General features: G+C 65.2%; 11 protein-coding genes. 2 read left to right on the forward strand and 9 right to left on the reverse strand.

Going from position 1 to position 19189, the window contains the following annotated elements:
• A partial coding sequence (locus HX873_RS19985) for a Dyp-type peroxidase (RefSeq protein ID WP_177123092.1) occupies positions 1-644 on the forward strand: 644 nt, incomplete at its 5' end.
• Positions 645-671: 27 nt separating this feature from the next.
• Complete coding sequence (efeO, locus tag HX873_RS19990) at positions 672-1490, forward strand: iron uptake system protein EfeO (RefSeq protein WP_003218415.1); 819 nt, start codon at positions 672-674, stop codon at positions 1488-1490.
• A 47-nt stretch (positions 1491-1537) separates the two neighbouring features.
• Here the strand turns inward: efeO and HX873_RS19995 are convergent, their stop codons facing one another.
• The 9 genes from HX873_RS19995 to HX873_RS20035 are packed head-to-tail and all read right to left on the reverse strand — an operon-like array spanning position 1538 to position 19092.
• Positions 1538-2947 (reverse strand): isochorismate synthase, encoded by a 1410-nt coding sequence (locus HX873_RS19995; protein ID WP_003218416.1) that lies wholly within the window; start codon positions 2945-2947, stop codon positions 1538-1540.
• Complete coding sequence (locus HX873_RS20000) at positions 2940-3254, reverse strand: isochorismate lyase (protein ID WP_003218417.1); 315 nt, start codon at positions 3252-3254, stop codon at positions 2940-2942. The genes HX873_RS19995 and HX873_RS20000 overlap by 8 nt, the downstream gene beginning before the upstream one ends.
• A 12-nt stretch (positions 3255-3266) precedes the next feature.
• Positions 3267-4046 (reverse strand): thioesterase II family protein, encoded by a 780-nt coding sequence (locus tag HX873_RS20005; RefSeq protein WP_003218418.1) that lies wholly within the window; start codon positions 4044-4046, stop codon positions 3267-3269.
• The gene (locus HX873_RS20010; protein WP_023658858.1) at positions 4043-5131 is read right to left on the reverse strand and encodes a saccharopine dehydrogenase NADP-binding domain-containing protein; all 1089 of its coding nucleotides are present in this window, start codon (positions 5129-5131) and stop codon (positions 4043-4045) included. The genes HX873_RS20005 and HX873_RS20010 overlap by 4 nt, the downstream gene beginning before the upstream one ends.
• Entirely contained in the window at positions 5128-10551 is a 5424-nt protein-coding gene (locus tag HX873_RS20015) for a non-ribosomal peptide synthetase (protein WP_003218420.1), read from the reverse strand. Before HX873_RS20015 ends, HX873_RS20010 begins: the two co-directional genes overlap by 4 nt.
• Complete coding sequence (locus HX873_RS20020; RefSeq protein WP_177068070.1) at positions 10548-13955, reverse strand: non-ribosomal peptide synthetase; 3408 nt, start codon at positions 13953-13955, stop codon at positions 10548-10550. The genes HX873_RS20015 and HX873_RS20020 overlap by 4 nt, the downstream gene beginning before the upstream one ends.
• Positions 13945-15702 (reverse strand): ABC transporter ATP-binding protein, encoded by a 1758-nt coding sequence (locus HX873_RS20025; protein ID WP_003218423.1) that lies wholly within the window; start codon positions 15700-15702, stop codon positions 13945-13947. The genes HX873_RS20020 and HX873_RS20025 overlap by 11 nt, the downstream gene beginning before the upstream one ends.
• A complete protein-coding gene (locus HX873_RS20030) occupies positions 15699-17447 on the reverse strand; it encodes an ABC transporter ATP-binding protein (RefSeq protein WP_003218426.1) in 1749 nt (582 codons plus the stop codon). Before HX873_RS20030 ends, HX873_RS20025 begins: the two co-directional genes overlap by 4 nt.
• Entirely contained in the window at positions 17440-19092 is a 1653-nt protein-coding gene (locus HX873_RS20035; protein ID WP_003218428.1) for a (2,3-dihydroxybenzoyl)adenylate synthase, read from the reverse strand. The genes HX873_RS20030 and HX873_RS20035 overlap by 8 nt, the downstream gene beginning before the upstream one ends.
• Between the last annotated feature and the right edge of the window lie 97 nt (positions 19093-19189).

The following is a 19189-nucleotide window of genomic DNA, read 5'->3' on the forward strand; positions in this document are numbered from 1 at the left end:
GCCCCGGCGAGCCGGCGCAAAGCGCGCGCAACTTCCTCGGTTTTCGCGACGGTTCGGCCAACCCGAACTCCAACGACAACAAGGCGATGGATCAGATTGTGTGGGTCCAGCCAGGCAGCGACGAACCGGCCTGGGCCGCCAACGGCAGCTACCAGGCGGTGCGGATCATCCGCAACTTCGTCGAACGCTGGGACCGCACCCCGCTGCAAGAGCAAGAAAGCATCATTGGCCGGATCAAGACCAGTGGCGCGCCCATGGATGGCCAGAAAGAAACCCAGGTCCCGGACTACAGCAAGGACCCGGAAGGCAAGTTGACCAAGCTCGATGCCCACATCCGCCTGGCCAACCCGCGTACTGCACAGACCCAGGCCAACCTGATCCTGCGCCGGCCGTTCAACTACTCCAACGGCGTCAACAAAAACGGTCAGCTGGACATGGGGCTGTTGTTCATCTGCTACCAGGCTGACCTGGAGAAAGGCTTTATCAGCGTGCAAACCCGGCTCAACGGCGAGCCTCTGGAGGAATACCTGAAGCCGGTTGGCGGCGGTTACTTCTTCACCTTGCCAGGCGTCACCGGGGCCCAGGATTTCATCGGGCGCACGCTGCTTGATGCGACACATCCACAAACCACTGCCAAAACCTAAAACAAACCCCAGAGCGGAAATCGTCCCATGAAGAAGTCGTCTCTCGCATTGTCGTTGTTAATGAGCCTTTCGCCGCTGGCCGCCTTCGCCGCCACCGCGCCGCTGGACCTGGTAGGGCCGGTGTCGGACTACAAGATCTATGTCACCGAAGAAATCGGCGAGCTGGTCACCCAGACCCAGGCGTTCACCGACGCCGTGAAAAAAGGCGACCTGGCGACCGCCAAGAAGCTGTACGCGCCAACCCGCGTGCACTATGAGTCGATCGAGCCGATCGCCGAACTGTTCAGCGACCTCGACGCCTCCATCGACTCCCGCGTGGACGACCACGAGAAAGGCGTGAAAGCCGAAGACTTCACCGGCTTCCACCGCATCGAGTACAGCCTGTTCTCCGAGAACACCACCAAAGGCCTCGACGCCCTGGCGGACAAGCTCAACAGCGACGTACTGGACCTGAAAACCCGCGTGGACGGCCTGACCTTCCCGCCGGAAAAAGTCGTGGGTGGTGCTGCTGCTCTGCTGGAAGAAGTCGCCGCGACCAAGATCTCCGGTGAAGAAGACCGCTACAGCCACACCGACCTGTATGACTTCCAGGGCAACATCGACGGCGCGAAGAAAATCGTCGACCTGTTCCGTCCGCAGATCGAGAAGCAAGACAAGGCCTTCGTTGCCAAAGTCGACAAGAACTTCGCCACCGTGGACAAGATCCTGGCCAAGTACAAAACCAAGGATGGCGGTTTCGAGACCTACGACAAGGTCAAGGAAGCCGACCGCAAAGCCCTGGTTGGCCCGGTCAATACCCTGGCGGAAGACCTGTCCACACTGCGTGGCAAGCTTGGCTTGAACTGATCCAGACGCTGCATGCTCTCGCCCGGCCTGCCGGGCGAGAGCCTTCCTCAGGCTGACGCCACCTGCACTCCGTCCGAAGGCCGCAAGGCATCGCGGATAGTCCGCAGCTTCAAGCACGTTTCCTCGTACTCACTCCCGGGATCCGACTCGGCGACAATGCCGCAGCCGGCGAACAGGTGCGCCTCACAGCCTCTGATCAACGCCGAGCGCAACGCCACGGCAAATTCACCATCACCCTGCGCATTCATCCAGCCCACTGGCGCTGCGTACCAGCCACGGTCGAGCTGCTCGTGCTCTCGGATATAGGCCATCGCCTCACGTCGCGGCAAGCCACCCACCGCCGGCGTCGGGTGCAGGGCCTGCACCAGTTGCAGCAATTGCACCTGGGGATGCAAGCGGCCCATCACCGGCGTCAACAGGTGCTGCACGTTGGCCAGCCGGTGCAACTGCGGCTGGCTGGCAATGTCGAGCATCGCGCAATAGGGCTGCAATGCTTCGCGCAGGGTTTGAACCACCAGGGTGTGTTCGTGGCGGTCCTTGGGGCTGTCCATCAAGGCCTGGCCAAGTTCGGCATCGTGCTGCTCGTGACGACCACGCGGGCAAGTACCGGCCAACGCCACCGTGTTCAGCGTGCCACGAGTCACCCGCACCAGCCGCTCCGGCGTTGCGCCGAGAAAGCAGCTGTCACCACGGCTGAACGCAAACAGGTACGCCTGGGGATAGGCCGCCTTGAGGTTTTCCAGCAGCGGGCCACAGGGGATCGTCCGTGAGGTGGTCAACCGCACTTCGCGGGCCAGCACCACCTTGCGCAGGTCGCCGGCGTTGATGCGCTGCACGGCCGTCGCCACGGTGTCTTGCCATTGCTGCGCGCTGATGGTGTTTTCGTCGCTCGGTGTGCCGAGGGGAATCTCCTGGCGTGGCGCACTGGCGTAGCGGGACAGAAGCAACGTCCACTGGGTTTCCAGGCTCTGGGCGCAACGCACCGCGTCCGCCCCGGGCTCCAGCCACTGGCTGAAGATCACATGATGTTGCTCGGCTTCCCGCAGCAGCAGGATGCGCGGCAGCACCAGGGAGGTGGCGGCGAATGACTGCCATTTGAGCGAGCGTGGGCCCTTCGGGTCAAACGCAAAGCCGCCACACAGCAACGGCTGGCGCGGCCCCACCTGATGGGCCTGGCTGAGCAACGCCTGCCACGCCAGGGCACTGGCGTTGAAGCGGTCATCGGCCCCGGGGCTGATTTCCTCGGTACAACCAAAGCCGGCCATGGCCAGTGCGCCCCGGTCACTTGACCAGAACAGGCTTTGCCCGAGTACCTGGCGGTTGGCGGCAAATAACCGCAGCGGGTCCAGGCGCTCCGAGGCCAGGCTGAACACCACCAGCACTGCGCCGCCCTTCTCGCGCGCCAGGCGTTCGCCCTCGGTCAGCGCCTGAAGCAATCCCGGCAGACGTTCACTCATGCTCCGCTCCTTGATGCTGCTGGCGCCAGTGGCGCACTTGCTGGTCGATATTCCATTGGATGATCTGCGCAAACAGCGGGACCACGAACATCGGGTCCAACCCTTCGCGCTCGGCCCAGCGGCGGCGATGGGGCAGCATGGCGGCCACCCGCTCGGGGGCGGCGATGCTGGCTTCGTCAGGCTTGAACTGCGCCGCAGCTTTCACATAGGCCAACCGCTGGCCGAGAGCGCGGATGATCTGTTCGTCCAACGTGTCGATACCCAGGCGGACGTCTTCCAGCCCGCTGCACTGCTCAGGTGTTTTCATAGGATTCTCCGGTCATGGGGTCGACGGCCAGCACTGCCACGCCGGTTCGGCGGGGCTGCCCAGCAACAGTTCCAGGTGCTCGATCAGGTCGGCCTGACTGTCGCGCAGGTAAAAATGCCCGCCGTTGAAGGTTCGAAAGTCGGTGACCTGGCGCGTCACTTCCGACCAGGCATGGGCTTCCTCCCGATCGACTTCGCGGTCGGTGCTGCCCAGGCATACGCTCACGGGCACGTCCAGCAGCTCGCTGATATCGCCGCAGTAGTTTTCGATCAGGCGGTAATCATTGCGCAATGCGGGCAGGTAAAGTGCCTGCATCTCGGGTTCGTCCAGGGGTGATGGCGCACCACCCGACAGGCGCCGCACATCCGCCAGCAGACCGGCATCCGGGCCCTGGTGCAATTGGCTGTGACGTTGCCGGTGAGGGGCCGGATGGGCGGAGACGATCAGCCGTTGCAGGTCCTTGCCCTGGCGGTTCAGGCGCCGCGTCACCTCATAGGCCAGCGCCGCACCCATGCTGTGGCCGAACAGCACCAGCGGCCGGTCGGACAGGTCCCACAGCGCCCGGGTAATAGTGCCCGCCATCCATTCCAGGCTGCCGGGCCAGGTTTCACTCAGGCGCTCTTCGCGGCCGGGGTATTGCACGCTGACCAGTTCGATGTCAGCCGGCAACAGTGCCTGCCAACCGCTGAAAAATCCCGCGCTGCCGCCGGCGTGGGGCAGGCAGACCAATCGGCAACGCGGCGTTTGATGCTGCGGGTAACGTCGCAGCCATGGGCTGGGGATTTTCTTCATAACACGCCCTCCTCCAGTTCAGTGGTGACGTGGATCCGGGTCTGCGGCAACCAGCGCAGCACCTGACGCAAGCAGTCATCGGCGTCCATCACCTGGGCAGCGTAGTGCGTGCCTTCGGGCAGTTTGGCCAGTTGCAGGGCGCAGATTGCCGCCACTGTGCCGGTCAACGCCGAGCCGTCGGCGGCACGCAACCAGGCGGTGGCCTGCTGCGGTTCGCCGTGTTGCAGGCCTGCCATTTCGACTGCGAGCAACTGGTAAGGCGTGCGCCCTGCCAGGTCCAGCGCACTGGCCTGTACCAGGGCGGCAATGTTCTCTGCCGTGTGTCGCAGAGCCGGTGGCGAGCCCTGAATGCGCCCGAGTGCGGCCCGCAGGTGGCCGCCGTCGAACAGGTTGTAGGCCTGGGCTTCGCGCACCCGCAAGTCAGTAAACAAGCGCTGTTGCTCAGTGGTTAGATACGGGTGGGCCGTTACGGGACCGCCCACCAGCCAGGGCCGCTCGAAGTGTTCATCGACGAGTACGGCGGACTTGATTGCACGGCCATCGCACCAGCCCATCGAGGCCTGGCCATAGCCGTTGCCGAGGCTCAATAGAAAGTCCTCGGCCGCCGTTGTCGACAACCGCCCAAGTCCGACGGCATAGCAATGCACGGCATCGACGCGCTCGAACGACGCCGCAAGCACCTTGGGAAACAACCCCGACAGCCCGGGCAACATGCCGGCTGATAACACCACACGACGACCCGGCGGCAACTGAGCGGGCAGCAGCTGATGCAGCGGATCATCGCCGCCGACATCGATGTAATCGGCGCCACTGGCCAAAGCGGCCAGCGCCACCCGGTCGAGCACCTGGTAGCTGGGGCCCGCGCAATTGATCAGCAGGTCGCAGCCGCTGCAAAACGCCGCCAGGCTTTGGGCGTCCCACAGGTCCACTTCACGGATCTCGGCCTGCCCGTTCAACTCGCCGTCGTTAAAACGCTGCCCTTGCCCAGGGTCGCGACCGCCCAGGCGCAAGCGGCAATGGCCGACCAGCACCCGCGCAACCTGCCGACCGACATGCCCATAGCCGCCTACAATCCCGACTCTCACGCCGCCACCTGCGCCAGCCGTTCGAACGCGCGGGCCACGGCTTCGACCTGGGGGCTCTGCATGCAGCTGAAGTGGTCGCCCGGCACGTCCACCACCTGCAATTCGCCAAGGCACAGGGCCTGCCAGTATTGGCTCATGTCGCGGTGCATGCCGGGCAGTACCTGGACTTCACCGCACTGGCGGATAAACACCATGTCACCGTCGTAAGGCGTGGCCTGATGCAAGGCGACGGCGGCCAGGCTGTGGCGCAGCACCTGCAGTTGCTCGCGCAGCCAGTCCAGGTCGCTCAGTTGCGAGCCGGCGTGGCGCATCGCGTCTGCAATTGCCTGCAAGCGCTCATCTGCCGACTTGGATGCCAGGGCCCGCAGGCAGGCCAGGGCCGTGGCACAGTCGGGCTCATCCTGCAGCGCCAGCAACGCACCTTGGGGCACGCGGCCCGGAGTTTGGCGCAGCACCTTGGCAATCGCCCGCTCCATCGCCTGTTCATCCACCGGGTAACCCAGGGTGTGCGGGTCGGCCTGCATCACGCGGGCGAACACGTACTCCGCCAGCAGGTCATCCTCGATCATGAACGGCACGCGGTAGCTGCTGATCACTGTCAGTTGCAGCACCTCGATGTCCCTCGCCGCGAGGCATGACGCCAGCTCCGTCGCCAGCAACCCGCCGAGGCAATAACCGACGATGCTCACCTGGCGCCGGCCTTCGGCGTGCAAGGTGTCGGCATAACGCTCGGCCAGTTCACGAATCGCCGTAGCCGGTGCCAGAGCCAGGTAACCCGGTACATCATTGAGCACCAGCCCCTCCAGTGGCGCTTCTTCCCCGAGTGCAGCAAACAGCGCGCGATACGGTGCCAGGGTGCCGCTGCCATCATGGACAAAGATCCGCGCCGGGCCTTGCGCCTCCTCACGAATCCGCACCAGCGGCGACAGGCTCTCGCTGCCCTGCCCCCGCAGGTAATCCGCCAGGGCCGCAACGGTGGGCTGGTTGATCAACTGGCGCAGCAAATCCCCCCAGGGCACGTTACGGGCCTGGGGCAGGCTTTCCCGCAGGCGACCAACCACCTGCGCCACCAGCAATGAATCACCGCCCAACTCAAAGAAGCCCTGTTCACGGCCCACACTGGGCACCCGCAACAGGGTTTGCCAAACCTCTGCGATACTGCGCTCCAGCGCATCCAGCGGTGCAGCCCCGCTGTTGGCCTGTTGCGTGGCCTGGGCCATGCCGAGGTTGGCCAACGCCTGGCGGTCGACTTTGCCGTTGACCGTCAGCGGCATTTCATCCAGTACCCGCCACTCGGTGGGTACCATGTAATCCGGCAGGCGCTGGCCCAGATGCGCGCGCAACGCCTCCGGCTCAAGGGTCTGGCGCTCGGTCTTGAAGCGCGTGATGAACAGGTGCTGGCCGATCTGTGACATCGCATCGTCAGCTGCCGGCATGCACAGCGGCGTCTGCGCGCCGGCTTCCTGCAACAGTTGCTGCCACTGCTCGCGGCGGATGAACGTGGTGTCCTGCTCGGCGCGGAAATCCTCGAACGCGGTCAGGCCCTCCTTGAACTCCATGGACGCCATGATCTGGTAGGTGTCGCGGGTGGCTTCGATAAAGATCAGCCAGCCGCCGGGGGCGAGCATTTCCCGCAGCCGGGCGAGTACCTGGCTGGCATGCCGCGAGTTGTGCAGCACGTTGGCACACAGAATCACATCCAGGGAGTTGGCGGCGATGCCTTGGGCCCAGTGGTCGAGGTTCAGGTCAAACAGCCCGTAGCTGACCCACGGAAACTCGACGAAATGCTCCCGCGCTTCGTTGAGGAAAAACTGCGACAGGTCGGTGAACTGGTAGTCCACCGCCAAGCCGTCCAGGGCCGGAATCAGGTCGGCACTGGTGCCGCCCACGCCTGCGCCGATTTCCAGCAACTGCAGACGCCAGCCCGCCGGTTGCAGTGCGGCGATTTCCTGCACCGCCGCACACACCGCCTGGTTCAGGTACTGGCTGATCAGGTTCTTGCGATAGGCGCCTTCGGCGGTGTCGGTACGGCCTTCGGGAAACAGCAAGTGCAACGGGTCGAGCCGGTCGCTCATCAGGGCAGGCAATTGCTCCTGGCTTTCCCGCAGGTAGCGCAGCACTTCACCGCCCCAGCCCACACTCGGTTCCAGCGCCTCGATGCGCTGCCACAGCTGACGGTATTCAGCACCCGAGACCCGCAGTGACGAATAGGCGCCGGTGCCTGGGTTGCGGTCTACCAGTTGTTCGCGATGCAGCGCTTGCAGCCAGCGGCGGATCAGCCGTTCGTTGCGTGGCGCCACTTCGCACAGGCTCATGATCTGGGCCAGGTCGTGCTCGACGCCCGGTTGATCAAACAGCCCCGGGCGTTGCAGGGCCAGGCCCATGGAGAGCAACGCGGCACGCTCGACGCAATCGGACATCTGCGTAATCAGCGCTTCCGTCAGTTGGCCTTTCACGCCGTTGGCCGCCGCCAAGGCGTTGGGTGCCAACCGGGTCGGCCAAGGCAATGGAGTATCACGCAAAGTCCCGCGCACGCAGGCCTGCAAACGCCGCTCGAACGCGCCCTCGCCCGCAGCGACCACCACGGCCGATTCGACATGAGGATGACTGAGCAAGGCACTTTCGACTTCCGCCAACTCGATGCGATGCCCGCGAACCTTGACCTGGAAATCCTCACGGCCAAGGAACTCAATCAACCCGCTTTCAAGGTAGCGCCCCAGGTCGCCGGTGCGGTACAGCCGCTCGCCGCTGTGGGCATGCTCGATAAAACGCTCGGCGGTTTTCTCCGCGTCCCCCAGGTACCCCATCGCCAACCCCGTGCCGGCGATGAACAGCTCACCGGCAACGCCTTGCGGGCGATCGCGGCCTTGTTCGTCGAGCACCATGAAGCGTTGATTGGCCAGCGGCGCGCCGTAGGGAATGCTGCGCCATTGTGCGTCCACCTCGGTGATTGGATAGGCAATCGACCAGATCGCCGCTTCTGTGGCGCCGCCCAGGCTGATCAGTTGGAGCTCAGGCAACAACGCAGCGATTTCGGCGGGCAGGTTCAGCGGGATCCAGTCGCCGGACAGCAAGGCCAGGCGCAGGCTCTGAGGTGCCGCGGCCGGCACGGCTTGCAGGTAATGGGCAAGCATCTGCAACTGCGCGGGCACCGAGTTCCACAGGGTCACACCGTGCTCGCGGGCGCATTCGGCCCAGTGGGACGGGTCGGCGCGGCGTCCGGCGTCGGGCAACACCAGGGCGCCACCTACGGCCAGCAGGCCGAAGATGTCGTACACCGAGAGGTCGAAGCCCAGGCTGGCCAAGGCGAGTACCCGGTCTTCGGCGCCGATGGCGAAGCGCTGATTGATATCCACCACCGTGTTGAGGGCCGCCTGGTGACTGATCATCACACCCTTCGGAATCCCGGTGGAGCCGGAGGTGTAGATCACGTAGGCAAGTTGTTGCGGTGTCACCTGCGGCGCCGGCAGTTCACGTCCGGCACTGGCTGCGGCCTGATCAACGGGTATGCACTGGGTCACCTGGGCGGGCCAGGCCACGTCCTCGCTCAACCACGACTGGCTGAGCACCCGGCTGACCTCGGCGTTCTCAAGAATCAACGCGCGCCGCGCCATCGGCTGATTAGTGTCCAGCGGCAGGTACGCCGCGCCGGCCCGCAAGATCCCGAGTACACCGACCACCTGGTCGATGCCTTTTTCCATGCATACCGCGACCCGCTCGCCGGGCTGGCAACCGCCATCCAGTAACTGCTCGGCAATCGCCTCGGCACGGGCGGCGAGTTGCGCGTAAGTGAGCTGTCGCGCGCCCTGGATCAGGGCGACACGTTGGGGTTGCGCCCGGGCCTGGCGAAAGAACGGTTCATGCAGCAAGCCTGGGGGAATCGGCTGCGCCGTCTGGTTGATCAACTCCCGCACCAGTCGCTGGGGTGCCGGCAGTTCAAGGCAATCGTCCAGGGTCCAGGCCGAAGGCTCCCGCGCCAAGCGCTTGAGCAGACGTTCGAAGGTGTCGAACATCGCTTCCAGCATGGCCTCATTGAACACGCCCTGGCGAATGTCCCAATTGATGAACAGGCCGTTGTCGCGCTCGCTGACCTGGCAATCAATCAACACTTGCGGGGTCTGGCTGATGCCGTGCACCAGTTCTGCGCCGGGCATAAATGCCCCGCCGCCACTTTCGCCACCGGCGCCCAGGGTGCTGGTGAAGGCATAGGGCATCAAGGCCGCATCACGGCCTTTGCGCCGCGCCAGTTCGCGCAGTACTTCAATGCCGGAACACAGGCGGTGGTCCATGTCTTGCCACAGTCGCTCCTGCAACTGCTGGCTGCGTTCACCAAAGCTGCCGCCTTGCAGGGTCTGGACTTCCAGCAATTCCACCGAGCTGAAATCCCCCACCAGCCGATCGACCTGCGGGTGCAGCGACAGGCGATTGAGCAAGGTCAGGCTCAAGCAGAAATGCCCCTTGCGGCTCCAGCGCCCCAGGGTTTCGGCATAGCAGGAAAGAATCGCCGCCGACGCACCCACGCCGGCCGCCGCTGCATTCAGGCGCAGGGCGTTGAAATCCCGGGCCTCCAGGTTCAGGGCGCGGCGCTCGAAACGCGGTCCGCTGGGAGCGCCCTGCATGGGCAATTCCGGAGCACCGGGCAGGCTGTCGACCCGCGCCCACCAGTACTGGCGGTCACGCTGGTAACGCGGCTGTTCCCGCAACCGGCGCTCGCCCAGTACGTAGTCGCGAAAACTGATGGGCGCCGCCGGCGGCAAGGCTTCGCCACGATAGACCTGCTGCAACTCGGCCAACAGCATGCGCACGCTCTGGTAGTCGCACACCAGCAGATCCACTGAGAGATGCAGGCGCGCATGTTCACGGCCCTGGCTGACGCACAACTCGATCAGCGGCCACTGCTGGGGCGACGCCAGGCGAATTTCCATGCGTTCGCGCAGAGCGGCCAGTGCACGGCCGTCGTCTTCGCGCAGGTCATGCCGGGCGATCAGGTAATGCGGCACCTGGGGCAGGATTTGTTGGTAGCCGTCTTCCAGCACCACCGCCCGCAGCATGTCGTGACGCGCAATCAGATGGTTCCATGCCTGCTCCAGGCGCGCCGGGTCCAGTTCCCTGAGTTCAAATTCCAGGTAACCGTGGCACGCCACCCCGCCGTAGCTGAATGCCTGGGTGCGGCCCATCAGGTAAGCGGCCTGCACGTCGGTCAGCGGAAACGGTTCGCTGCGGGCAGCCAGGTCGGCCGAGACGGTGGGCATCACCGGTTCCATCAATTGCTGCAACAACGCGTCCTTGTGTTCGCGCAATTGTTGCAGGCGGCCTTCATCCATCACCCCGGCGGGCGCCCGGTAGCGCAGGCGGCCCTGCTCTTCCCAGAGTTCCACACCCAGTGCTTCGAGGTCCTGTTGCAGTTGCTGCAGTGTCATAGCGCACCCTCCACCATTGCGTTCCGGTTGACGTGGTCCTGTTCTCGTCGGGCGACAAGCCATTGGGCCTGGCGGGCGACGGTGGCCGCGTTGAAAAAGTCCTTCAGCGACAGTTCGACGTCGAACTGTCGGGCGATACGTTCGATCAGGCGAGCGGCCAACAGACTGTTGCCGCCGAGGGCGAAAAAGCCCTGGTTGCGTCCCACCAGGGGAATGTCGAGCAATTCGCGCCAGAGCCCGGCCAACAGTTGTTCGGCTTCGCCTTGAGGCGCGTCTTCATGCTCGGGTCTGGCGCCCTGGCGTTGCTCCTGCACCAGCCACAGCAGTGCGGCGCGGTCGACCTTGCCGTTGGCGCTCAGGGGCAGTTCGGTGAGGTTCAGCCAGTGGTCCGGCAACATGTGTTCCGGCAACCATTGGCAGAGCCACTGGCGCATGGCTTCGGCATCCGGCAGCGCGTCGCCCATCAGGGTTGCTGCCAACTGCGGGTTGGCCCCGGGCAACACCAGGGTGACGGCACGACTGACGGCCGGATGGCGTTCCAGGGCCACGTCGATCTCACTGAGTTCGATGCGGAAGCCACGGACCTTGACCTGCTGGTCCATACGCCCGAGAAATTCGAGGCTGCCGTCGGGCCAATAACGGCCCTGATCGCCGGTGCGGTACCAGCGTTGCCCGGCGTGCTCGACGAAGCGTTGGGCGCTGAGATGCGGCAGGCCACGATAGCCCTGGGCAACCCCGGCGCCGCCGATCCACAACTCCCCCGCCACCCAGTCCGGGCAATCGCGGCCCTGGCTGTCGACGACTCGAAAGCTTTGGTTATCCAGGGGTTTGCCGTAGGGAATCGAGAGCCAGTGAGCCGGCACTTCGTCGACGTCCTGGACGTTGGACCAGATGGCCGCTTCAGTGGCGCCGCCGAGAGCGGCGAACCGGGCGCTTTCGCCGGCTGCCAATCGCAGGCGGCGTGGCAGGTCCAGCCCGACCCAGTCACCCGAGACCATCGCCAGGCGTAATCCGCTCAGGGCATTCGGCTCGCGGGCCTTGAGGGTCAGCATGTCGAGCAACGCCGGTACCGAGTTCCACAGGGTCACGCGCTGCTGGCGGATCAGCCGCAACCATTCGGACGGCTCCTTGCGCCGCGCATCCGCTGGCAGCACCACGGCGCCACCGACACTCAGCAGGCCAAACAGGTCGTACACCGACAGGTCGAAATCGAGGGCGGAAACCCCGAGCACACGGTCATCCGCGCCCACCTGATAACGCCGGTTGATCGCGGCGACGGTGTTCAGCGCCGCCTGGTGGGAAACCTCGACGCCCTTGGGTTCGCCGGTAGTGCCAGAGGTAAAAATCACATAGGCCAGTGCGTCCGGCGCCACCTCGATCGGTTGTTTCAGGGCCCTGGCCGAACGCGCCTGGGCCAGGTCCACCACTTGCAAGTCCGCCAGCCATACACCGCGATCACGGTGGGCCGTATCGGTGATCACCACCTTGGCTCCGGCGCGTTGATAGATCATGTCGCGACGGGCTGCCGGCTGTTCGATACCCACCGGCACATACACCGCGCCCGCCGCCAATATGCCGAGCACCGCAACGATTTGCGCCTGGCCTTTGGGCAAGGTGATCGCCACCGTATCACCCGGTTCAATCCCCCACTGGCGCAGGGCACCTGCCACTTGCAGGGCCTGGGCCGCCAGCTCGGCGTAACTCAACTCAGCGTCCTCGGTGATCAATGCCACCCGCTGCGGGTGCACCTGCGCCTGTTGGAAAAAGCCATCGTGCAGCAAGCCTTTGCCATAGGCCCAGGGCGTGTGGTTGACCGCTGCACGGACCTCTTGCTGGCCTTGGGGCAACGGCAGCGGCGCGGGTTGGCGCCAGTCACCGGTACACAGCCACGCCAGCAGGTCGCCATAGGCGGTGAACATTTCGTCCAGCAGGCCTTCGGGGAACAGCGCATCTACCCCGTCCCAGTTGAGCAACAGGCCATCGGGCAGCGGATAGCTCTGGTGGTCAAGCCACACTTGGGGCGTTTGCGACAAGGCCCAGCCCGGTTCGCCCAGGTGCTGCCGGCAAGTGGCGTCGACAAACGCTTCGCCAAGGTTGCAGGCAAACACTACGGGGGCGCCGCCTTGCCGGGTGCGGGACAACTCACGCAGCACTTCCACACCAGGCCAGGCGCTGTGGGCGATGTCGCGGTGCAGTTGGCGTTGCAGGGCTTGCGCCTGCTGCGCGAAAGAACCCGCCTGGCGCTGGTCGATCTCCAGCAGCACCAGGTTGGAAAAATCCGCCAGCAGATGCGGGACGCAGGGGTGCAGCTCCTGGCGGTTGAACAGCGGCACGTTCAACAGGAAATGCTGGCTGGCGCTCCAGCGGCCCAGCACTTGGGTATAGGCGCAGCACAGCACGCTGGCCAGGGTCAGGCCGTGTTGGCGGGCCTGGTCTTCCAGGGCTCGCAACTGCGCGCGGCCGAGGCGCATCGCCAGGCGACGAAAACGCGGCGGGCCGAGGGATTGCGGCTCGTGTGCCAAGGGGAGTTGCGGGCCGTCGGGCAGGTCATCCAGACGTTGCAGCCAGTAGTCCCGCGCGCCGGCATCGCTGGTTCTGGTGGCGCCCAGGTAGTGGGCAAAATCCCATTCCAGACGTGGCAGCTGCGCCTCTTGCCCGCTGTAGATCAGCGCCAGATCCCGCAGCAGTACGCTGATACTCAGGACGTCCGCCACCAGCAAATCGATGTTCAGGTGCACCCGGCTGCGGCCGTCGGGCAAGCGGCTGAGTTGCACATCAAACACCTCGCCCTGGCGCACATCCAGGCAGCGGTGGGCCAGGCGCTCACGCAAGGCCAACTCATCCGGCCGTTCATGCACGGTCAACCCAGGCCACGGGCTGGTCGGCAGCACGCGCTGGCAAGTGGCGTTCGGGAAACAGGCGCGCAGCATGGGATGGCGGTGAGTCAGGCGCATCACCGCGCTTTCCAGGCGTTGAGCGTCGACCTGATACCCGTCCAGCTCCTGATACAGGTGACAGCCAACGCCCCCCAGCGGCATGGCCGGGTCGCGACCAAACCAATAAGCCTGCTGCAACGGTGTGAGGGCGAAATCGTTGTCGGCGGCGACGGGCTTGAGGTGCGTCGCCTGCCCGCGACGGCGGTCGATCAGCAACCACCAGGCCTCAAGGGTCGGCTGCTCAATCAGTTCGGCAAAGCTCACCTGCACACCTTCGCGGGCGAGCAAGGCCGGCAGGCGCATCATGCTCACCGAGTCCAGGCCCTGCTCGATCAGCGAGGCATCGGGCTCCAGGTCCTGGGGGGCATAGTCGAGCAACTGCGCGACACCGGCGCACAGCGCCTCGGGGCTGTGTGCGAGGCCGCCGGGTGCAGGATGAACGCATGCCAGTGATGGGTTATCGGTCATGGGGGACGGTCCTTTGGGGAACGGTAGGGTCTGGGCGCAAGCGCCAGCGATTGATCGCTTCGCGCTCGTGGAACAACTCGCGGTAACGGCCGGGCGTGGCCATCAACGCGTCATGGCGGCCGACCTGGGCCAACTGGCCGTGGTCGAGCAGCAGAATCTGGTCGGCATGGGGCGCCAAGGTCGGTTTGTGGGTGACCAGCACCACCGTGTGCCGGCGGGCCAGTTGCAACAGGGTCCGATTGACCCGCGCCTCGCTGATGGCATCGAGGGCGGCGGTCGGCTCGTCCAGCAGGATCAGCGACGCGTCCTTGAGCAACACCCGCGACAACGCCAGGCATTGGCGCTCGCCGCCGGACAGGCTGACGCCCTGCTCGCCCAGCACGGTGTGCCAGCCCTGGGGCAGGCGCTCGGCGAGGCGGTCGAGGCCGGTGGCGCGGGCGGCGTGTTGCCATTGCTCTTCGCTGGCGTCGGGGCGGCCCAGCAGCAGGTTGTCCAGCAGGCTGCCCGGCAACAGCGGGCTGTCCTGGAACATCAAGGCGACCTGGGTATCTCGGGCCAGGGCCGACAGTTGCCGCAGGTCGACACCGCCGAGGTGAATCGCGCCACTGCTTACATCGCTGAAGCGCGCCAGCAGGCGCAACAGGCTGGACTTGCCGGAGCCGGACGCCCCCACCACCAGGTTCAGCGAACGCTCCTGCAACGTGAAGTCGATGCCTTGCAAGATCGCCTGGCCCTGGCGGACCAGTCCTACGTCCCGCACTTGCACGTCGTAACCCAGGGCAGGTTGGGGTTCGAGAGGCTCAGGCAACCCCGGCATCTGCAGCAGGTGGCGCAGGCGATTCAAGCCGTGGCGGGTCTGGCGCAACGTGGTACCGAGGTTGACCAGCGCGCCCATTGGCTCCACCAGGCAGGTGGCGAGAATCGCCAGCGCCAGGAACTTCGCCGCATCGAGGGTGCCACCCAACACGGCATACAGGCCGCATAACAGGATGGCGCTGTAGCCGGCCTGCAACACCACCGCCAAACCCAGCGCGGCGGGAAAAGTGCGCCAGTGGGCGTGACGCTGTGCCTGTTGCTGCTGGGCCAGGGCCTCGGTGAGCAGGTCGAAACCTTGCTCGGTGCGCCCGCTGGAGCGCAGCAACGGTTGCTGGCGCAGAAACTCCATCACCCGGGCCGCCGCTTCATTGGCTGCGGCTTCGCTCAGTGCTTCAGCTTGCCCGCCCCAGCGCACGCCCCAGTGGTACACCAGCACCAGCAACGGCAACGCGGCCAGTGCCGCCAACGCCATGGAGCGGTCGTAGAAAAACAGCGCCAGCAGGAGTGCCAAAGGCGTCAACAGCGCATTGGCCATTGGCTGCAAAAGGTGCGCCGGGGTGCTCATGATTTGCAGCACGGTGTGAGTCACCAGGCGATTCAGTTCAGCGCTGCGCCGCTCCACAAACCATTCCAGCGGCAGTTGCACCAGCTTGTCACCAATGCGTCGGTTCAACGCCTGGGCTGCTTCTGCACCGGCGCGATAGCCCGCCAGCTGGGCATACCGGCGCAGCCAGAGGCACAACAAGGCCATGCCGGTGAAACCGATGGCCCAGGCCCAAGGCGTGGTGTTGCCGAACCACTGGGCAAAGGCCATCGGCAACAACGCCAACGCTGCGCCCTGGGCCAACGCACTCAACGCCATCGCCATCAGCGCACGCCGCAACAAGCCGGCTTCACGGGGTTGCAGGCTGCGTAACAGCGCGCGAATCATGCCCGTGCCCTCTTCAGTGCGGCCGCCGAAAACTGCTCAGCGGCCCACAGCCCGGCGTAAGTGCCCTGCTGGTCCAGCAAGCCGTGATGCGTACCGCGCTCGACAATCCGCCCGCCTTGCAGCACGACGATCTGGTCGGCGTCCTGGATGCTGCTCAAGCGGTGGGCGATTACCAGCACCGTGCGGGCACGGGCCAGGCGAGACAGCGCCTGCTGGATCGCGGCTTCGGATTCAGGATCACTGGCGGCGGTGGCTTCATCGAGAATCAGGATCGGCGCTTCACTGAGCATCGCCCGGGCAATGCCCAGGCGTTGCACTTCACCGCCGGACAGTTGCACGCCGGCTCCGAGGACGGTGTGATACCCCTGGGGCAGCGCGAGGATGCGCTGGTGAATCTGCGCGGCCCGGGCGGCGGCTTCCACCTCGATTTGCGTGGCGTCGGGGCGCGCCAGGCGCAGGTTGTCGAGGACGCTGGTGCGCAGCAGGCGCACATCCTGGAACACAAAGGCGACCTGGCGATACAAGGTGGCGCTGTGCATGTCCCGCAGGTCGACGTCGCCGATGCGGATCGCCCCGGCACTCACATCGGCAAAGCGCGCAAGCAAAGTGGCCAGGGTGGATTTGCCGGCGCCCGAGTCGCCCACCAATGCGGTCAGCGTGCCGGGCGGTAGATCCAGGTCAATGTCATGCAGCACCTGCGTGCCGTCGGGGTAGCGAAAGTCCACGCCTTCAAAGCTCACCTGGCGGCCCTTGGGCTCGCGGGATTCGCGAGGTTGCGTCAACGTCGCGCTGTTGAGCACGGTGGCGATACGGCTGGCGGCCATGCGGCCCTGCACCAGTGCATCCGCACCATGCCCGACGGCCGCGACCGGCGCTGCCAGGGCCGGCCCCAGCAGCAGGAACGGCAGCAGTTGCACCGGCATCAGCCAACCGCCAGCCACCAGCGACGCACCGCCCAACAGCACCAGGGCCAGCACCAGCAACGGCGAAAGCAGCACCTCGACACTCGCCCCAAGCCCGGCCCAGCGTTGGGCCCAGCAGGAAAAGAAACTGGCGAAACGTTCCACCGCACCGAAGAACTTTGACTGCACCCGATCGGCCCGGCCGAATGACTTGACCATGGCGATGCTCTGCACAAACTGCTGGGTGGCCAGGGACAGGTTGCCCAGCGCGGCGCCCAGTGCCTTCTGGTCATCCCGATAAGCCTGGGAGCGCAAGGCTCGCAGTCGCCACAGCGCCAGCGCTGGAGGCAGCAGCACCACAACGGTCATCGGCACACTTACCGTCAGCAGGTACAACAGGCACGCCAGGGGCGCCACCAATGCGGCGGCGAGGTTGTTTGGCAAGTGCGCCACCAGTTGATGCAGCGCACCTACGTCGTCGAGCAAAACACGGTCGACTTTTTGCCCACCACGGGCGCTGAACCAAGCCAGCGGAACCCGCGCCAAATGCGCGGCCAGCCGTTGGCGAACCTGGCGTTGCAGGTCGCTGTCGGCCAGGTGGGTCATCTGCAAGGCGGCAGCCAGCCCGAGCATGCGCAACAGCAAAGCGCCCGCACCGGCCAACAACCACCAGAACCCATCGTGCAGATCGAGTTTTCCGTCCAGCAACGACGGCGCCAACTCCGCCACCGCGATCAACGGCAGCAGGCCGATCAGGGTCGCCAGGGCTTGCAGCAGCATGGCGCAGATCAACCGGCCACGTACAGGCGCGAGCAGTTCACGCAGCGAGTCTTGATCAGCCACGGGCGGCGCTTCCCTCAGGTTGTTTTGCCCCGAAATACAGCTGCTGGATAGCCTCCCGCAGGTGCTTGCGGCTGACCTTGCCCACGCCGGTTTGCGGGAAACCGGGGATAAATTCGAAGCGGTCCGGCAGCTTGAAGGCCGCCAACCCTTGCTCACGCAGATGGCGCAGCAGTTCCGGCGGGCGCGGTGCCGTGCCACGGGGAATCACGAAGGCGCAGGTGCGTTCGCCGAGGTAGGCGTCCGGCATCGCCACCAAGGCCACATCGGCGACGGCAGGATGGCTGAGCAGGAGGTTTTCGACTTCTTCGGCGGCGATCTTTTCGCCGCCACGGTTGATCACGTCCTTGTCGCGACCTTCGACCATCAGGTAGCCGTCGTCGGTGAGCATTACCCGGTCGCCGGTGCGGTAGAAACCGTCAGTGGTAAACGCCTGGGCGTTGTGCGCAGGGTGGCGGTAGTAACCGCGAATCGTGTACGGACCACGGGTCAGCAATTGGCCGACCTGGCCCTGTATCACGTCCTGTTCGTTGTCGTCCACCACCCGGATTTCGTCGCCCGGGGACATGGGTTTGCCCTGGGTATGCAGGACTCGTTGCGGCGGGTCGTTGGGATCGGTATAGCAAATCAGCCCCTCGGCCATGCCGAACACTTGCTGCAAGCGGCAGCCGAGGGTGGGTTCCACGCGGCGGGCAGCCTCGAAGCTCAGTTTGGCGCCGCCGACTTGCAGCAGTTGCAATCCTGGCAGGCCCTGCCCGCGCGCCTGGGCGGCATCCAGCCAGACCAGCACCAGTGGCGGCACCAGCGCGGTATGGGTCACGCGTTCATGCTCGATCAGGGCGAAGCAGGTTTCGGCGCTTGGCGAGCCGCTCAGCACCACACGGCCGCCCATCAGCAAGGTGCCCATGAACCCCGGGCAGCACATGGGAAAGTTATGGGCCATGGGCAGCGCGGCGAGGTACACCGTGGCGTCGGTCAGGCCGCAACGTTCGGCGCTGGTCCGCACGTTGTAGAGGTATTCATTGTGGCGACGCGGGATCAGTTTCGGCACGCCGGTGGAGCCACCGGACAACTGGAAACACGCGACGGCATCCGCGGGCGGCGCAGAAAAGGTTGGCTGCGGGTCGTCCAGATAAAGGTCTTCGAGCGCGATGAATTCTTCAGCCTCACCGGCCACGATCACCCACGCAAGGTCGCCATGGGCCGCCTTCAAGCCACGGGCCATGCCCCGATAATCAAAACCTGCCGTGACGTCAGCGCAGAGGTATGCCCTGGCCTGGGCAAACTCGCAGAAGCGGCCGATTTCCAGATGACGATGGGCCGGTAACGCAAAGATTGGCCGTACGCCGAGGCGATACAGGGCGAAGCACACTTCGACAAAACCCACGCAGTTCGGCAGTTGCACCACCACGTTGTCCCCTGCCACCAACCCCAGCCGGGAGAACCCGCCGGCCAGTTGATCGACCCGTTGATCCAGTTGGCGATAGCTCACCCGCAGCGTTCCATCGGTGATCGCTTCACGCTCGCCAAAGGTGCGGGCGGCGTTGCGCAGCAGGTCGCCAAAGGTCTCGTCGCGCCAATAGCCTGCGTCGCGATAGCGTTGGGCAAACGCTTCGGGCCAATCGGGGCAGTCGTCAATGATAGTCATGGGGTCTCCAGAGTTTTTTTCGGCAATAAGGGGCCGATGCCGTGAACAAAAGGCCTGCGGGGCAAGGGTGAAAAGGGCTAGGGAGAATGGGTCATTG

It is taken from the genome of Pseudomonas sp. P7758, from assembly GCF_013386485.1.
GTDB lineage: Bacteria > Pseudomonadota > Gammaproteobacteria > Pseudomonadales > Pseudomonadaceae > Aquipseudomonas.

What these genes read in the sequence shown, in the direction of transcription:
- efeO (WP_003218415.1), top strand. Translation starts at nt 672, where the DNA reads ATGAAGAAGTCGTCTCTCGCATTGTCGTTGTTAATGAGCCTTTCGCCG.
- HX873_RS19995 (WP_003218416.1), bottom strand. Translation starts at nt 2,947, where the DNA reads ATGAGTGAACGTCTGCCGGGATTGCTTCAGGCGCTGACCGAGGGCGAA.
- HX873_RS20000 (WP_003218417.1), bottom strand. Translation starts at nt 3,254, where the DNA reads ATGAAAACACCTGAGCAGTGCAGCGGGCTGGAAGACGTCCGCCTGGGT.
- HX873_RS20005 (WP_003218418.1), bottom strand. Translation starts at nt 4,046, where the DNA reads ATGAAGAAAATCCCCAGCCCATGGCTGCGACGTTACCCGCAGCATCAA.
- HX873_RS20015 (WP_003218420.1), bottom strand. Translation starts at nt 10,551, where the DNA reads ATGACACTGCAGCAACTGCAACAGGACCTCGAAGCACTGGGTGTGGAA.
- HX873_RS20020 (WP_177068070.1), bottom strand. Translation starts at nt 13,955, where the DNA reads ATGACCGATAACCCATCACTGGCATGCGTTCATCCTGCACCCGGCGGC.
- HX873_RS20025 (WP_003218423.1), bottom strand. Translation starts at nt 15,702, where the DNA reads ATGATTCGCGCGCTGTTACGCAGCCTGCAACCCCGTGAAGCCGGCTTG.
- HX873_RS20035 (WP_003218428.1), bottom strand. Translation starts at nt 19,092, where the DNA reads ATGACTATCATTGACGACTGCCCCGATTGGCCCGAAGCGTTTGCCCAA.